The 15,544-nt window shown below is 61.2% G+C and carries 14 protein-coding genes; 8 read left to right on the forward strand and 6 right to left on the reverse strand.

What is annotated here, in order from left to right; translation table 11 throughout:
* Nucleotides 1-101 precede the first annotated feature (101 nt).
* Nucleotides 102-323, forward strand: coding sequence for a type II toxin-antitoxin system CcdA family antitoxin (locus tag ACEWPM_RS18340; protein ID WP_393963687.1), 222 nt, complete (start codon nucleotides 102-104; stop codon nucleotides 321-323).
* Nucleotides 324-335: 12 nt separating this feature from the next.
* Nucleotides 336-629, forward strand: a complete 294-nt coding sequence (locus tag ACEWPM_RS18345) for a CcdB family protein (RefSeq protein WP_393963686.1) — start codon at nucleotides 336-338, stop codon at nucleotides 627-629.
* Nucleotides 630-705: 76 nt separating this feature from the next.
* On the opposite strand, the gene ACEWPM_RS18350 is transcribed toward ACEWPM_RS18345, so the two are convergent.
* The 3 genes from ACEWPM_RS18350 to ACEWPM_RS18360 form a co-directional block, all read right to left on the reverse strand.
* Nucleotides 706-2,025 carry a UDP-glucose dehydrogenase family protein gene (locus ACEWPM_RS18350; protein ID WP_393963685.1) on the reverse strand — a complete coding sequence of 440 codons (1,320 nt, stop codon included), beginning with the start codon at nucleotides 2,023-2,025 and terminating at the stop codon, nucleotides 706-708.
* 216 nt (nucleotides 2,026-2,241) lie between these two features.
* Nucleotides 2,242-3,495 (reverse strand): glycosyltransferase, encoded by a 1,254-nt coding sequence (locus ACEWPM_RS18355; RefSeq protein WP_393963684.1) that lies wholly within the window; start codon nucleotides 3,493-3,495, stop codon nucleotides 2,242-2,244.
* Entirely contained in the window at nucleotides 3,492-4,814 is a 1,323-nt protein-coding gene (locus ACEWPM_RS18360; RefSeq protein ID WP_393963683.1) for a glycosyltransferase family protein, read from the reverse strand. The genes ACEWPM_RS18355 and ACEWPM_RS18360 overlap by 4 nt, the downstream gene beginning before the upstream one ends.
* Nucleotides 4,815-4,954: 140 nt before the next feature.
* On the opposite strand from ACEWPM_RS18360, the gene ACEWPM_RS18365 reads away from it, so the two are divergent.
* Nucleotides 4,955-5,911: a glycosyltransferase gene (locus ACEWPM_RS18365; RefSeq protein ID WP_420768108.1), complete on the forward strand. Its 957-nt coding sequence runs from the start codon at nucleotides 4,955-4,957 to the stop codon at nucleotides 5,909-5,911.
* A complete protein-coding gene (locus ACEWPM_RS18370) occupies nucleotides 5,898-7,088 on the forward strand; it encodes a glycosyltransferase family 4 protein (RefSeq protein ID WP_393963681.1) in 1,191 nt (396 codons plus the stop codon). Before ACEWPM_RS18365 ends, ACEWPM_RS18370 begins: the two co-directional genes overlap by 14 nt.
* 16 nt (nucleotides 7,089-7,104) lie before the next feature.
* Here ACEWPM_RS18370 and ACEWPM_RS18375 read toward each other — a convergent pair whose 3' ends face one another.
* Together ACEWPM_RS18375 and ACEWPM_RS18380 are read right to left on the reverse strand one after the other, a co-directional pair.
* On the reverse strand, nucleotides 7,105-7,767 hold the full coding sequence (locus ACEWPM_RS18375) for an ABC transporter ATP-binding protein (protein ID WP_393963680.1): 663 nt from the start codon (nucleotides 7,765-7,767) through the stop codon (nucleotides 7,105-7,107).
* Nucleotides 7,768-7,777: 10 nt separating this feature from the next.
* Entirely contained in the window at nucleotides 7,778-8,842 is a 1,065-nt protein-coding gene (locus tag ACEWPM_RS18380) for a KpsE/RkpR family capsule polysaccharide export protein (RefSeq protein ID WP_393963679.1), read from the reverse strand.
* 307 nt (nucleotides 8,843-9,149) lie between these two features.
* Here ACEWPM_RS18380 and ACEWPM_RS18385 point away from each other — a divergent pair, with 307 nt between their 5' ends.
* The 4 genes from ACEWPM_RS18385 (at nucleotide 9,150) to ACEWPM_RS18400 (ending at nucleotide 14,835) form a co-directional block, all read left to right on the forward strand.
* A complete protein-coding gene (locus ACEWPM_RS18385; RefSeq protein WP_393963678.1) occupies nucleotides 9,150-9,959 on the forward strand; it encodes an ABC transporter permease in 810 nt (269 codons plus the stop codon).
* A gap of 82 nt (nucleotides 9,960-10,041) precedes the next feature.
* The gene (locus ACEWPM_RS18390) at nucleotides 10,042-13,236 is read left to right on the forward strand and encodes a glycosyltransferase (RefSeq protein ID WP_393963677.1); all 3,195 of its coding nucleotides are present in this window, start codon (nucleotides 10,042-10,044) and stop codon (nucleotides 13,234-13,236) included.
* Between the two features lie 7 nt (nucleotides 13,237-13,243).
* Nucleotides 13,244-13,957 (forward strand): hypothetical protein, encoded by a 714-nt coding sequence (locus ACEWPM_RS18395; protein WP_393963676.1) that lies wholly within the window; start codon nucleotides 13,244-13,246, stop codon nucleotides 13,955-13,957.
* Nucleotides 13,954-14,835 (forward strand): WcbI family polysaccharide biosynthesis putative acetyltransferase, encoded by an 882-nt coding sequence (locus tag ACEWPM_RS18400; protein WP_393963675.1) that lies wholly within the window; start codon nucleotides 13,954-13,956, stop codon nucleotides 14,833-14,835. Before ACEWPM_RS18395 ends, ACEWPM_RS18400 begins: the two co-directional genes overlap by 4 nt.
* Here the strand turns inward: ACEWPM_RS18400 and ACEWPM_RS18405 are convergent.
* Nucleotides 14,821-15,540 (reverse strand): hypothetical protein, encoded by a 720-nt coding sequence (locus ACEWPM_RS18405; protein ID WP_393963674.1) that lies wholly within the window; start codon nucleotides 15,538-15,540, stop codon nucleotides 14,821-14,823. The genes ACEWPM_RS18400 and ACEWPM_RS18405 overlap by 15 nt on opposite strands.
* Nucleotides 15,541-15,544 lie beyond the last annotated feature (4 nt).

Raw genomic sequence — 15,544 nt, forward strand, 5'->3', positions numbered from 1 at the left:
AATGCGTCTGCAAACCCAAGACCGTCCTTGCAAACTCTTCTCGCCTGACTGAGGCGAGTGCTCTATACTCTCTTATTATACGTATGTTTCAGGAGGCTCTTATGGGGCGCGTTAAGGTCAATCTGACGCTGGATGCGAACGTCGCGGAAACGGCCCGGGCGCTTGGCCTCAACATGTCCCGCCTCGCGGAAGCGGCGATTTCCGAGGCGTCCAGGGTGGAGCGCAACCGTCTGTGGCGTGCCGAAAACCAAGAAGCCATCACAACCTATGCCGAGGAAGTCGCCCGGGACGGATTGCCACTCTCGCATCTCAGAAGCTTCTAGCGGCCTACCCGCATGGCACAGTTTGACCTTTATCGCCTGAGCAGTGGGCAGCTTGTCGTAGATCTGCAGACAAACCTGATCGGCATCGAGGCGTCCCGCCTTGTCGCCCCGTTGCGCGAGGCAGGCCACTATGCCGCGTTTCCAGGGCTGACGCCCCCTGTCATGGTCGAAGGGGTGGCATATATCGTGCGAATTCAAGAGATGGCGGCTGTTCCGAGGGGAGAACTTGGCGTATCGACAGGGTCGCTGGCAAAGCATCGCGATGCCTTGAAGCGGGCGCTGGATATCCTGATCAACGGCGTGTAGCCAAGCTGGCCCCGGTTTTCAGGAGAATTCTTCAAGGGCAAATCCTATACTGCCCTTTGCGCCGTCCTGTGGCTGTTCACTGGCTGTATCCGGGCCGGCCCACTGCAACATAAGCTTCGAACCCCGCGGCGCGCGCGTCCTCGGCGCTATAGATATTGCGCAGATCCGCGAGCCGCGCAGTGGTCATGTTGGCAGCGATGCGCTTCAGGTCAAGCGCACGGAATTCATTCCATTCGGTGAGAATGACCAGCAGGTCGGCGGCCGCGGCCGCATCATAGGCATCGTCATGCCAACTGGCGCCAGGCAGAAGGGCCGCACCTTCGCGGTGGCCCTGCGGGTCGCACACCTGCACCTTGGCACCGCCACCGATCAGCGCAGGTACGATCGCCAGGCTGGGCGCATCACGCATGTCATCCGTCCCGGGCTTGAACGTCACGCCCAGCACGCCCACGGTTCGCCCTGCAAAGCTCCCGCCACACATGTCCAGCAGCTTGTCCACCATGCGCCGCTTGACGGCGTCATTCACTTGAATGACGGTTTCGACAATGTGCATCGGACGGGCGTGCTCCTGGCCTATCCGCGCCAAGGCCGATGTATCCTTGGGAAAGCACGAGCCCCCGTAGCCCGGGCCGGCATGCAGGAACTTGTTGCCGATCCGCCCGTCCATTCCCATGCCGCGGCTGACCTCTTTGACATCGGCGCCAACCTTTTCACACAGCGCAGCGATCTCGTTGATGAACGTGATCTTGGTGGCCAAAAAGGCGTTCGCCGCATATTTTATCATTTCCGCCGATTCCAGATCCGTCACGACAATGGGAAAATCGCGCAAATATAGCGGGCGGTAGATCTCGCTGAGAACCTTCGTCGCCCGTTCGGTTTCCACGCCGACAATGACACGGTCAGGGCGCATGAAATCCTGTACAGCGGCCCCTTCGCGTAGAAATTCAGGGTTGCTCGCGACATCGAAATCCAGATCCGGATTGGCCTCGGCAATGGTGTCGCGTACGCGGCGGTTGGTGCCGACAGGCACAGTGGACTTGGTCACCACGACCACCCCGTCGGGTGCCACCCGGGCCAGCTCGGCCGCGGCCGCTGTGACAAAACTGAGATCCGCATGCCCATCACCGCGCCTCGTCGGGGTGCCGACGGCAATGAAGGCCGCATCTGCACCGGCCATCGCAGCGGCGAGGTCGGTGCTGAACGACAGCCGTCCGGCTTCGACGTTCCGCGCCATCACCACATCCAGCTCCGGCTCGTAGATAGGCACTTCCCCGGCATTGAGGCGCGCAATCTTGGCGCAATCCTGATCGACGCAAATCACGTCATGGCCAAAATCCGCAAAACACACGCCCGAGACGAGGCCAACATACCCGGTGCCAATCATAACTATACGCAAGGCCGTATTCCCTTTTCTTACTTTCTATCAGCAGACGCCCAGCCCGGCGCGAAGCATCAGGGCACCATAGCGCATGACGCGGTGCGTGCCGTATGCATCCAGAAGATCCGGATGGATTTTGTCTAAGCCGCCATTTTATGCAAGGCAAGGCGGTCCAAACTGCCTGCCGCTCTCCGAGCGTCGCCAACTTCGGCTTCATCGCAATTCCCGCCCCGCCTATCCCGAAACCCGGGTGCGCGCGCTCAGCAGCGGGGCTGCCAATTCGGTAAAGTGGCGGGCCTGGTCGGCAAAACTGTCGACGGGCGTCGGGGCCGGGTGGGCCTCGGGCGCGTCCAGCACATGCTCGATCTCCCGCCGGAGCGCCTGCGCGCCATCGCCGATCTGCAGCATATGTGCAGGATCGGCCATCACGTGCTCGACCGTGCCGCCACTGTCGGTCTGGATCACCCTTATGCCACGGGCAATGGCCTCGCGGATGGTCAGGCCAAAGGTTTCCTTCCATTGCGACAGGAATAGCAGCACGTCGATCTCAGCATAGAAATCATCCATCGTTTTCTGACTGAACCGCGGGACCACCTTCCAGTCGCCTCGCATCGTCGACAGATCGATACCTTTCCACCACGGGTCGGCCATGCCGCCATCGACAAGAAGACCGCTGAAATCATCACGTTCAAGCTGAGAGAAGGCGCGGCGGATGATCGGCCAGCCCTTGATATGCGAGGGGCCACCGACATATCCGAACCGCAATTGCGGATCGCGGGCCCGCCGCCGGGCTTGGCTGTCGAAGAACGCCTGCCCCGGTTGGTTGACGCCGTTGGGCCAAACCGCGGCATCCTGAGCCGTCAAGCCGGATCTCTGGCTGAGATCCATCGCGAAATGACTGGGGAAGGTGATGAGGTCGGCCTGGGCCGCCTCGCCGCGCAGATAGTGAAAGCGCGTCCTGGCCTGGGCCATGTTCCCCACGCAGCCCCGACACTGCTCGATATCGACGGGATCCTGGCCGCAATAAACGTCATCCATGCGGATCATGAACTGGCGCTCGCAGATCCACCAGAAATCATGGGTGCTCAGGATGACAGGCACATCACGCTGGCGGGCCGCCGAGACTATGCCGGCGCCGATTTCCTGGATGCAGTGCAGATGCAGAAGGTCGGGGCCGATCGCGCCGATCAGGCGCGCCACCGCCTCGGTCACGTTCGAATTATTGTACATCTCGGCATAGCTGCGGCCATGCGGCAGGTTGATGAGGTAATTGGCGATGCCATCCTTTTCGACCTTCTGGATCGCATAAGGCACCAGATCACTGCGGCTCATCGCCGAGACGACGCTGACCTGCCAGCCATGGGTCTGTCGAAGATGCTGCGCCACTTCCTCGGCGACGATAGTGGCGCCACCATAGGTGTAGGGCGCAAAGAAAATGTTTGCGATCAGGACATGCGGCGCTGCAGCCGGGGGTTGGGCAGAATTCATCCGCGCACCCATTGCAGGATTTCGCGGTCCAGCACCGGGGGCTCGGTGCGGGCGCTCCACTCCGCTTCGAGCAGTTTGCGCGCCTCGGCCCCCATCGACCGGGCGGCACCGCGCTCGCGTGCCAGCGTCTCGAGGGCATCATGCCAGCTGTCCTCTGGCCCAAGCACACGGCCGGTCGCCCCGTCCCGCACCATGTTGGCCATGTCCGAGACATGCCCCACCAGCGACGGCACCGAGACCGCCGAGGCATCGATCACCCGCACGCCGCTCTTGCAGCGGTTGAAGATATCGTCGGTCAGCGGCATCACGGCGCAATCCACCGTGGCGAGTGTCTTGAGGTAATCGGCATAGCCCGAAAAGGGATGCGTTTCGATCTGGCCAGGGGATGCGGCGGGCAGCAGCGCCTTATCGAAATGCCCGAGGATCACCAGCTTGCGGGTTTTGTCCGCCTCCAGAAACGCGTTCAGATCGTCCTGGATCACGCCGAAATCCACCTCGTGTCCTTGCGATCCGCTGGCAAAGGCCACACGGAAACCGCTCTGCGCGCCCTGCAGGTTCCGGGCCTCCTTTTGCGCGGAAAGCCCGTTTTCCAGCGTGGCGCGGTCGGCGAAGTTGCGGCGGTAATGCACCGGGGTCGGCAGATAGAGTGCCGTATGATCGCGCATGCCGGGGGTCGAGACCGACACCAGATCGGCCATCATCATCGTGTCGAGATATTTCGGCGCCTCGGACAGGAAATGCGCCTTCATCGAGGGCGGCAGCGCCTTCATGTTGTCATAGGTGCCATAGGCCGAGATCGAGAATAGCGGATCGTCGAGATCATACAGAATCGGCAGACGTAGACGCCGCGCCTCATAGGCATACATGCTGGTCAGCGGGCCGCTTTGCAGCCGGTAGAACATCACATGCGTCGCATCCTGCAGGATCGAGACACAGCGCGGAATGTCCTGATAGTGGGAATAGACGTAATCCACGCCCGCCAGTTGCCAGATCTCATCAGGCTGTTCGACCCGGTACTTGCGACATTGCGGCAGGTTGAGATCGCCGATCATGGCGATCTTGCGCCGCTTGGTCACCAATGCGGGGCTGGAGCTCACGTGAAAGGCACCCTGTTCGGCCGCTTCGAGCCAGAAAGGCGCCAAATAGAATGCGCTTTGTGACGGCGATTGCGCCCCACCCGCCCCCAGTATGCTGGGGGCATACCCCGCGATTCGCAGGCGCAGGAACATCCGCACCTTCGAGAATGCCGCGCGCCAGCCCTCCTCGCGGGCGACTTTGAAAAATCGCCGTATCCGATCGGTACGAAATATCTCGCTCATTGGCATAGGTCTGGCGTTCTCTTATTTTCTTGGCCTGTTACAACAGATAGGAGACAGAAGAACCCCGCCTGCAAGAAACACGAGCACAATGTGTCGAACCCACGTCACGACAACAAGACAGATTGTTCGAGAGCTGTATGATGCCAAACACCACCCATGGCGCTGATCGGCTCATGATACTTATGGCGGTCTATAACGGCGCCGGTTCTCTCGATCAACAGCTCGACAGTCTGCGTCGGCAGACTTTCGACGCCTGGGATCTGACCGTTGCCGATGACGGCTCGACCGATCAGAGCCGCGAGGTGATCGCCGATTTTGCCAAGTCTCAGGCGGCGCATGGCAACAAGGTGTCGCTCAGGGCCGGGCCGGGGCGCGGCTTTGCCGAGAATTTCCTGACCCTGCTGGCGGATCTGCCGGAAAGTACGGGCGCCGTGGCACTGGCCGATCAGGACGACATATGGCTGCCCGAGAAGTTGGAGCGCGCGCAGGGAAGTCTGGCCGGGCGGCCCGCGGACCAACCGGCGCTTTATTGCAGCCGGCGCTATATCTGGTCGCCAGAGAGCGCGGGCCGCAGGCAGGTATCGCAAAACTATACCCGCCCGCCCAGCTTCGCCAACGCGCTAATCGAGAATATCGCGCCTGGCAACACGATCGTGCTGAATGCCGCCGCGGCACGCCGTGCCCGAAGCGCGGCGCAGACCCGGCCCGAGGGCATCTTTGCCCATGACTGGTGGCTCTACCTGGTGCTGACCGGGATGGGTGCCGAGGTGATCTTCGATCCCGAGCCGACGCTGCTCTACCGCCAACACACCGGCAATGCCTTGGGTGCGGGCGAAAGCACCCGCACATGGATCTGGAACAAGGCCGCGGTGCTGCGCGGCGTCTTTGCCCGGCGGATCACAGGCAATCTGCAGGCCCTGACCCCGATTGAGCCCCTGCTGACGGCGGAGAACCGCGCGCGTCTGGCCCTGTTCCGGCAGGCGCGCAGCGTTTCCCTGCCCCGGCGGCTCAGACTGCTGCACAGGGCCGGGGTGTATCGGCAAGGTCGCGCCTCCGGTTTCGGCTTTTGGGGGGCTGCCTGCCTTGGCCTCGTCTGATCCTCCCCTCCACCTGCCCGCGCTGATCCTGATCGGTGGAGACGGCTGTTATTCCGGTGTACCGACCCATATCGCCCAGACGATGCGGGCGCTGCAGGGGCAGGCCTGCATCACCGTTTTGTCGGACAAGAACCGAGGCGGCTATGATTTCGTCGCCGTCGAAGACCATGGCAATGATGCCCGACACGAAGAGCTGCCCGGTCTGCGTACCACCCCCCGGCCGTGGATCTGGCTGCGCGCGGCGCGGCAATTATCAGCCCGGCTCAGGGCTGCGCCGGATGCGGTGGTCTGGGCGCATGCCCGCATGGCCGTTCTGCTGGTTCGCATGCTGCTGGCCACGGGCGCGCTGCCGTCCGGCCAGCGGGTCGTGGTGACCTATCACGGCCTGCCTTTCGACCCCGGCCATCGGCGCGGGATGGCGCGTCTGTCACGCCTGATCGAGCGCACCGCGCTGCGCTTCAGCCCGCCGCATGATCTGGTGTTCCTGTCCAAGACAGCCCAAGGGCGGTTCCAGGCCGCCATCGGCCCCGACATCTGCGCCCGCCACCGACTGTCGGTGCTGGGCAATTGCTCGGACCTGGGCAAGGTGCCGCCCCCTGCCCTGCCCGATTCCACCTCGGCCCATGAGGTCCGGACCCTCGTGATGACGGGCCGCACCGGGTATCAGAAGAATGTCGAGGCGGCCGCCCGACTTTTTGCCCATCTGCCGGACAATTACCGCCTGATCCTGTGCGGCGCAGGCACGGACAAGCCCGGTACACGCGCGCTTTTCGCCAAGCTGCTGAAGCCCGATGCCCTGAAACGGGTCACGTTCCGAGGCCCGGTGGCGGATGTGCGCCCGATCCTGGCCGAGGCTTGCGGCTATCTGATGACATCGCGCTATGAGGGCATGCCCATCGGCGCCCTGGAGGCATTCGAGGCGGGTTTGCCGGTGGCCCTCAGCGAGATTACCGGGACCGTGGACATCCTCGCGGCCCACCCGGAGGCGCTGCCCCTTCACCTCGAGGACCCCCGCACCGAAGCCCGTGCGCTGGACGCGATGATCACCCGATATCTGCAAAGCCGGACGCAGATCCGCGCCGCAATCCACGCCGCCTGGGCAGATCGGTTTTCCTACCCGCAATGGAAGTGCGGGATGCAGCAGCTATGGGATCGCGTCAGAACGCCTTTGAGTTAGTCAGGCTTCGCCGCTCTCAGTCCTTGCCGCCCATGTTAGCCTCGTGATGTGCGATCGCTTCCTCGATATCGTCATAGTAATGCAGCCGGCCTTTTTCGAGAACAGCGCCCGCATCGCATGTTGAACGGATCATAGGAAGAGAGTGCGATACAACGATGGTGCCCGACACCCGCCGCCGCTCGGTAAAAACCTCGATACTCTTGCGGCGGAAACTGCCATCTCCCACAGAGGTCACCTCGTCCACCAGATAGGTGTCGAAGGGAATACCCATGGACACCCCGAAAGATAGCCGCGCGCGCATGCCCGACGAGTAGGTATGAAAAGGCATGTAAAAATGAGCACCCAGCTCGGCGAAGTCCTGCACAAAATCGATTAGCTCATCGGTATCCACGCCATAGATGCGCGCCACGAAACGGGTATTCTGCGCGCCGGTCAGATCGCGGTGAAACGACCCTGAAAACCCCACTGGATAAGAAATCGTGCCGGTCGAGAGGACCTCTCCGGCTGTCGGCGTGGCGGTACCTGCGATCATCCGCAGCAAAGTACTCTTGCCCGCCCCGTTGCGCCCCAATAGCGCCACGCTGCGCCCCGTCGGGAAAATGATGTTGAGGTTGTCGGCAACGACGGTTCGCAAGCCATTGACATAGAAAATCTTTGTCAGGTTCTTGAGCTGGATCATGACCGTGCTCTCAGCGTCTGTCTCGCAGGCTGTAGGCCAGCAGCATCAGAACGCTCCATCCCAGCACAAGGAACAGAACCGCTATTCCCAGGATGACTGCGCGGCGAGGATATTCGGCCTTTTCCGCCAAGGTCGGATACACATGCGCTGCCAGATAGCGGCTTTGCCTGTCAGCATCCGATTTTGCGGAATTGAAGGCGGCCAATGCGCTGGTGTAGGTTTCTTCGGCAAACTCACGATCCACGATCAAACCTTCGTATTCTCCGACCAGATTGGCGAAGGCATCAGTGCCCTCGGCGCGGGAGCCAAACCCCAGCTTGTTGCGCTCGCCTTCGATCCGGTTCTGGATGACGCGGATCTTGCGCTCTGCCGCCTCGATACGTGGATCACTTGCCGTGGTGGTCTCGCGGATGAGATCCAGATCGATCAGAGCCTGCGCCAATTGCTCCTGCAAATTGTTGACCAGACCCATCTGGCCTTGAGTGTCGATAGTCGGATCGACAATCTGGTTAAGATTGCGAAACGAGGTCAGAGCCTGACGCGCCTCCTTGAGCCGCTCCACGGAGCGTTCCAACTCTTCCTGGGCGTAGCGGATGGTATCGAACCGAGCGATGGCCGAGAGTTCGTTGATCATCTCGCTGCTCTTGTCGAAAATCATTTGGGCGATATCCTGAGCATCTTCTGGCGTGAAGGCTAGAACGCGCAGGTCCAGCAACCCCGAAGACCCATCGTAGAATATCCGCACCTTCTGTTCCCAATGATCCATAAGATCCTCTATCGTGCCGGGCGGGTGATAGGCAAATATCGGATCGACCTGCGGATCTGCCTTTGCCCAGATCATACGTAGATCCAGATCGTCATCGAGGGCGCGAACAATCTCTTGGCTTTGGAGGAACTCGTAGAGAATATCGGTATCCGACGAGCTGGAGCCCGAAAGTGTCGAGATCCCGCCCAGAAGCTCGATGGCGGAATTGCTTTCCTCGCGACGCACCGAAAATCCTAGATTGGAGGCGTATTGATCGGCGGCACTATACCATAAATACCAGCCGATAACGGCCGCAGGCAGCAGCACCATGACTAGGAAACTCCATAGCAAGAGGCGGTGGCGGCGCTGTATTCGCGCCGGAGCAGCCGGACGCCGCACAAATTCAGACGGCGCGCTCAGTGTAATGCGGGATTGCGATTTAGCGTCTTTTTCAAAAACAGTGTCCTGCTCTGCGGCAGGCGCCCTGGAGTCCGCTTCTGCCGCTGATTTTCCGGAAGAGAATGTCACCTGTGCGCCGCCTTGCAAGATCAGAAACGGATTGAAGTTTTTAAGCCGGTATTACATAAGGCACCCTAGAAAAGCCAGTGTCAAAGCATGGTAGGAGAGCCCGGTGTCGATGCCCGATGCATCTATGAAAGAGCTCCGTCCGGTCCGGCACAGAAACTGGCTTGCTACGCCTCGTGTGATCATGGCGTTGATCCTACGCGAAATGTCGACGACCTATGGCCGCTCGCCCGGCGGGTATTTGTGGGCCATTCTCGAGCCGGTCGCGGGTATCGCCCTTTTGACTGCGATATTCTCCGCCGGTTTTCGAAGCCCATCGCTGGGCGTAAATTTTGCCCTTTTCTACGCCACGGGCATTCTGCCCTTTCAGCTCTACATGGATGTGCAGGGCAAGGTGTCGGTATCCTTGCAATTCTCGCAAGCCCTGCTGGGCTATCCGCGTCTGACCTTCGTAGACACCATTTTGGCCCGGTTCATCCTCAACACCCTGACCCAACTGCTGGTCAGCTCGATCATTTTTGGCTTCATCTTTCTCTATTTCGAAACCCGCACATCCTTGGATCCCGAAAAGATCATCATAGGCTACGCCATGGCCAGCGCCCTAGGGTTGGGTGTCGGCGCGTTCAATTGCTACTTGATATTGCTGTTTCCGGTCTGGCAGCGGGTATGGGCCATCGCGAACCGACCCCTTTTCCTGATATCGTGCATTTTCTTTTTATTCGAGTCCGTGCCGGAGCCCTACAACAACATCCTGTGGTTCAATCCAGTGGTTCATATCGTTGGGATGATGCGTGACGGGTTTTATCCTTATTATCAGCCCACCTACGTCTCGGTCGTCTATGTGATGGGGCTCAGCATGATACTCATGGCCGCCGGCATTCTGATGCTCCGGCGTCATCACCGCAACCTGCTGGATAATTGAAGCCCCCCGGCATATTTCCTTATCTTGCGGCAAGCGTATCTTTGTGCAAGTTTCAGTGATTATTTGCCGAAGGATCAAAGGTATGGGGGCAGCACTTCCTCCGGGCATCGCAAAAATCGTCGTTACCGAAGGACAGATCTTTCTCAACGCACTGGAGCAGGTGATCGAGGCCGGTCCTATGCTGGCCCTGAACGGCCATCGGGCCGAGTTCGAGCCGCTGTCAGACACCGTGATCGACAGCTTGGACTTCCTGTCGGAATACCGCCCCGATTTTGATCATGGCGCGCTGGTTGCGGACACAGGCCCCGATACCGCGACGGGCGCCGAATGCCATGTCAACGCCCTGCCCGACTGGGCGCTGGCCAATCGCAAGACCGTGCAGATCAAGATCACCGACAAGGACCACCGACAGGTGCTGGCGCTTCGCGCCCCGGTGCAGGTCCCGCCGCAAAAGGATTACGACGGGCGCCCGCTGGCGTTCCGCGCGGGCCTTGCGGCGCATCGCGCGCATGGGCAGCTGCAGATCGAGATCACCGACACGGCCAGCGGCCAGGTCAAAACCCATCGGTTCGATTTTTCCAACACCCATCGCGGCGGTATTTCCAGCGGCGGATATCTTCAGATCGAGCAGGCCTTGCCGCCCTACGAGGCCGGCGCAACGCTGCGTCTGAGCGTGACCTATGCCGGCTTCATCCCCGAGCCCCATGACGTGGAGCCGTATCTCTTCGTGGCCGATCCCCATGTCGGGCCACAGGGCAAATCCGGCGCGGCTGTCAATGGGCTGGTGCTCAATGGCGATGCCAATCTGAGCGGCACCTGTTGGACCCAGGCCAGACTGCCGCAACCGGTCGAGGCCGGGGAGACCCTCAAACTGCTTTGCGACGGTAGCGAAACCAGCATCCTGACCGGAACGGACGCGAAGGTGACGCTGACCGAAGATCAGGGCCATACCCTGATCTTCGAGACAGATCAGGCGCAGGAATGCCAGTTCCATATCGACGGGGCGCAAGCCTTCGGCGCAGCCTTGGGGGTTGGTGCAACCGCAGTGCATGTGCCCGCCCGCTACAAGACCGGCAGGTGCCACCAGCTCAGCATATGGAACGCGACCGCAACACAGATTTTGGGGCGAGAGGCGGTGCTGCTGCCGCGAGTCCTGACGCCGGTCGAGGTGCTGCAAAGCGAAACCACGCGGCCCTTCTCGGGCGCGCTGATGGCGCAGGCCGACCATCGCTACGAGGCGCTCAAGGCACAGTTGGCGCGAGGGCTGGATGCCCGGGGGCAAGCCCAGATCGCCCATGCCCTCTCCACGCTGGAAGGCGGCATCGCCAATGCCGGGCTCGAGCCGCTAGAGTTTCCGCAGATGGACGGTTGCGACGCCTCGATCATCATCCCGGCGCATAACAAGATCCATGTGACCTACCTTGCGCTCTGCAGTCTTCTGCTGGCCGACAACCGCGCCAGCTTCGAGGTGATCGTGGTCGATGATGCCTCGGAGGATCCGACCTCCGAGCTGGAAAGCATCGTGTCGGGCATCACCGTGATCCATCACGTCACGCCGCAGCGGTTCATCCGGGCCTGCAACAACGGGGTCAAGGCTGCGCGCGGCAAATACGTGGTGCTGCTGAACAACGATGTCGAGGTCACGAGTGGCTGGCTTGATGCGCTGATCGACGGGTTCGAGCGGTTTGACAATGTCGGGCTCGTGGGCTCCAAGCTGCTTTATCCGGACGGATCGCTGCAGGATGCGGGCGGCATCGTCTGGGGCAATGGCAACCCGTGGAATTACGGCAACCGACAGAACCCGTGGGAGCCGCGCTTTTCCTATGCGCGCCAAGCCGATTACCTGTCGGGCGCCGCGCTGATGACCACCAAGGCGATCTGGGACGAGGTCGGCGGCCTCTCGCGCGATCTGGAGCCGATGTATTTCGAGGATACCGATCTGGCCTTCAAGATCCGCGATGCGGGGTACGGCACGTGGTTCATTCCCTCCTCGATCGTCTATCATTACGAGGGGATGACCAGCGGTACGGATGTAACCAGCGGCTTCAAGCAGCACCAGGAAATCAATCGGCCCAAGTTCAAGCGCAAATGGGCCCGCGCCTTTGCCGGGTATGGGATCGAGGGTGTGGACCCCGATCTGGAAAAGGACCGCGGCATCATCGGGCGGGTGCTTTTCATCGATTACGAGACCCCTCGCCCGGACCGCGACGCGGGCAGCTATGCCGCCATCCAGGAAATGAAGATGGTGCAGTCGCTTGGCTATAAGGTCACCTTCATTTCGCAGAACCTGGCGTATCTGGGCAGCTATACCCACGCGCTAGAGCGGATGGGCGTCGAGGTCATCTATGCGCCCTTTTGCCTGTCGATGCAGGATTACCTGGCCAATCATGCCGCCGAGTTCGATGCGGTCTATATCACCCGCTACTATGTGGGCGCCGATGTGATCGACCTGCTGCGCCAGATCGCACCGCGGGCCAAGATCCTCTTCAACAACGCCGATCTGCATTTCCTGCGCGAGCTGCGTGCGGGCCTTGCCGCCAAGGATGCCGCGCGGATCGACACCGCCCGCGTAATCCGTGACGCCGAGGTGGCGGTGATGGCCAAGGCCGATCTGGTGCTGTCCTACAATGACAGCGAACATCCGGTGATCCTGTCGCATACTGATGGCAAGGTCAGGGTGATGAAATGCCCCTGGGTGGTCGGCCTGCCGCATGAGGTGCCCGGCCTTGAGGCCCGCGCGGGCCTGTCATTCCTCGGCAGCTACCGGCATCACCCCAATGCCGAAGGGGTCACCTGGTTCGTGCAGAACGTGATGCCGCTGCTCGAGCACGACCATCCCGACCTGGTGCTGTCGATCTACGGCTCGGGCATGGGCGAGGATATCCGCGCGCTGGCCAGCGATACCGTGCGGCCCGTCGGCTTTATCCCAGATACCGCCGCCGCCTTCGATCCGCACCGCATCTTTCTGGCGCCGCTGCTGTCGGGGGCCGGGATCAAGGGCAAGGTGCTGAGCGCGCTGGCGCATGGCATCCCCTGCATCCTGTCGCCCGTCGCCGCCGAGGGGATCGGGCTGCGCCACGGCCATGACTGCTTTATCGCCGAGACGGCGAGGGAATGGGCCGACGCCATTGCCGCCTTGCAGGATGACGATGCATTGTGGCAAAGGGTGTCGGACAACGCGCGCGCCTATGTTGGCGAGGCGTATTCCTTTGCCAATGGCCGGGCCCAGATGCGGCGCGCCTTCGAGGCTGTCGATCTTTATTCTCCGGCCCCTTAGGTCCTGCATGCGCACTGTCATTCTGCATTACCACCTGTTCAAAAATGCAGGCACCTCGCTCGACCGGGTCCTTCAGCAGAATTTTGAAGGCGCCTGGCTCGAGGCGGAGTTTCCGCTTCAGAAGGGCGACAATTCCGACCTTGTGGCCAAATGGATCGCGGACAATCCCGAGGCCGTCGCCTTTTCCAGCCATACCGCCATGGGGCCGATCCCAAAAATCAGCGGCGTGCGCGTGCTGCCGGTGATGTTCCTGCGCGATCCGGTGGCGCGGATCCGCTCGGCCTATCTGTTCGAGCGCAAGCAGCAATCGGATAGCTGGGGGGCCAAGATAGCCAAGGAGAAGGACCTCTCCGGATATATCCGCGCCCGCATGGAGCGGCCCCACGACCGGCAGGTGCAGAATTTTCAGACCTGGAGGCTGGCGCATATGCGGCCCGGCAGCGCGCCCGAGTTGACCCGGGCCAAGGCTGCGCTGAAGGATCTGGCGGTCCTGGGGCTGGTCGAAGATTTCTCGGGCTCCATGCGCCGCCTCGCGGCCCTTCTGGCGCCCGAGTTTCCCGATTTCTACTGGATCGCGCTGCGCGCCAACAAGGGCGCGCGCCCGGCCAAGACCGAAGCCGATACCGCCATCGATGCGCTGCTGGAAAAAGAGAACGCAGATGATCTGAAGTTGCTGGACGCGGCGCGGGCGTTGGTCCGTTCCGAAGCGAATGCGCAATGAACCTTCTGGTTCTGGGAAACTGCCAAGCCCGACCGGTGGCGCAGATATTGTCCCGCGTACCCGGAATAGGCATCCTTGACCCGATCATTCTGCACTTGTCGCATGCCGATCAGGTCAATGAGCACCATGCGCAGATGGCCAGTGCCGATCTCATTCTGGCCCAGTTCACCAATTGTGCATTCAAGCCCGAACATCTGGCCGCTGGAACGGTAGCCCGCAACTGGCCGAACAAGACGCTGATCTGGCCCAATCTGTTCTATTCCGGCCAGCAGCCCTTTCTGCGTTATCTCACCTGTCCAAACCAAGGCCGGCTGATGGGCCCGTTTGACGCTGTGCATGACATTCGCCTGCTGTTGGAGTGGCACGCCCTGCGACAAGGTCGTTCTGCACCGAAAATCGATACACCTGAGTATATTGCCCGGGTTCGGGCCGAGTCGATCGCGACGCTCCGCAATCGCGAAGCGAGCTGCGATGTCGGCATTTGCGACCTGATCGAAACACATCAGGATGAGCGGCGCCTCTTCTTCACCTTCAACCACCCAGCCCGGTGGCTGCTGGAGGCGCTCTGCGCGCGGGTCACAGCTCATGCACAGATCGACCTGCCAGACGCCCAAGATGCGCGCGAGCCGCTGGATCGTTTTATCGTCCCCTCGACATGGACAGACCGGCGAGAGCCAACATTCGAGGGAACGCAGGTGACGCTGCAGCCGGATGGAACGATCATTTCGAAGGGCCAACAAAGCTATACCCCCGCCAGCCTGCGTGAGACGGCGTTCCGCTGTTTCGACCACTTGGCCCCGCATCTGGATCTGAGCGCTCTACGCCTGACACCGAAGCTGAACGCCGACTCGGCTCCTCTAGTGTCAGGCCTGCACTGACGCCCCCGAGCACCATGCGCCAGCCCCCAAGGTGCTACAATAGAGCTGGCTTACCCGTGGATACATCGATGTGATATATGCGTCCGTTTCCGCTGAAACCGCGTCTTCGGGAACCGGTTCGATCGAGCGGTTCTTGTGCTCGAGCGCCGATTGACCAAAATTGCGGTTGCGGCCGAAACGCCAGTACAGATAGGCTCTGATTTCTGGCAGCGGCACAATGTCCAGCGCGGCAAGTCCCGATGAGGTGTAATAGGCCATCAAATCATCATCCTGCATCCCATAGAAGGCAGTGGCTTGGCAAAAGGCGTCAAAGGGCAAGTCCATCGCAAGTTTGGGAATGCCTCCTAGGGTCTCCGCGCTCATGCCGCGCAGCTTCCAGACTACCGGTTTGCGCATGTGCCGGTAGTAGGAGAGCATCAAATCAGCAGGATGGCGGATCATGGCGAAAGCTGCAGGAGGCATGGGCCAGCTGTGCGCCCGAATAAGCGACACGGCTTGCTCACAGGTCTCGTGACGATCGCCCCTCACATGGTTCAACTTGGCGGCAGCGGATGGGCTTGCCGCCAGCCCCATGGAATGCGCCTCGGCATTCGCAGGCGCCACCACCGTCACTGGACAATCTAGCGCGTTGACCAGAAACCGCGTCACAGACATGCCGCCGGTCTTGGGGACGTGAATGAAAACGGCGTCGCGGGTGTAGATCATTGCA

Source organism: Roseovarius maritimus (assembly GCF_043355895.2).
In the GTDB taxonomy this organism is placed as follows: Bacteria; Pseudomonadota; Alphaproteobacteria; order Rhodobacterales; family Rhodobacteraceae; genus Roseovarius; species Roseovarius maritimus.

Bases quoted from the DNA above. Each gene is read 5' to 3' on its own strand.
- ACEWPM_RS18360 (WP_393963683.1), bottom strand. From the start codon at position 4,814: ATGAGCGAGATATTTCGTACCGATCGGATACGGCGATTTTTCAAAGTC.
- ACEWPM_RS18365 (WP_420768108.1), top strand. From the start codon at position 4,955: ATGCCAAACACCACCCATGGCGCTGATCGGCTCATGATACTTATGGCG.
- ACEWPM_RS18385 (WP_393963678.1), top strand. From the start codon at position 9,150: ATGCCCGATGCATCTATGAAAGAGCTCCGTCCGGTCCGGCACAGAAAC.
- ACEWPM_RS18375 (WP_393963680.1), bottom strand. From the start codon at position 7,767: ATGATCCAGCTCAAGAACCTGACAAAGATTTTCTATGTCAATGGCTTG.
- ACEWPM_RS18345 (WP_393963686.1), top strand. From the start codon at position 336: ATGGCACAGTTTGACCTTTATCGCCTGAGCAGTGGGCAGCTTGTCGTA.
- ACEWPM_RS18400 (WP_393963675.1), top strand. From the start codon at position 13,954: ATGAACCTTCTGGTTCTGGGAAACTGCCAAGCCCGACCGGTGGCGCAG.
- ACEWPM_RS18390 (WP_393963677.1), top strand. From the start codon at position 10,042: ATGGGGGCAGCACTTCCTCCGGGCATCGCAAAAATCGTCGTTACCGAA.
- ACEWPM_RS18395 (WP_393963676.1), top strand. From the start codon at position 13,244: ATGCGCACTGTCATTCTGCATTACCACCTGTTCAAAAATGCAGGCACC.
- ACEWPM_RS18340 (WP_393963687.1), top strand. From the start codon at position 102: ATGGGGCGCGTTAAGGTCAATCTGACGCTGGATGCGAACGTCGCGGAA.
- ACEWPM_RS18380 (WP_393963679.1), bottom strand. From the start codon at position 8,842: ATGGTGCTGCTGCCTGCGGCCGTTATCGGCTGGTATTTATGGTATAGT.
- ACEWPM_RS18355 (WP_393963684.1), bottom strand. From the start codon at position 3,495: ATGAATTCTGCCCAACCCCCGGCTGCAGCGCCGCATGTCCTGATCGCA.
- ACEWPM_RS18405 (WP_393963674.1), bottom strand. From the start codon at position 15,540: ATGATCTACACCCGCGACGCCGTTTTCATTCACGTCCCCAAGACCGGC.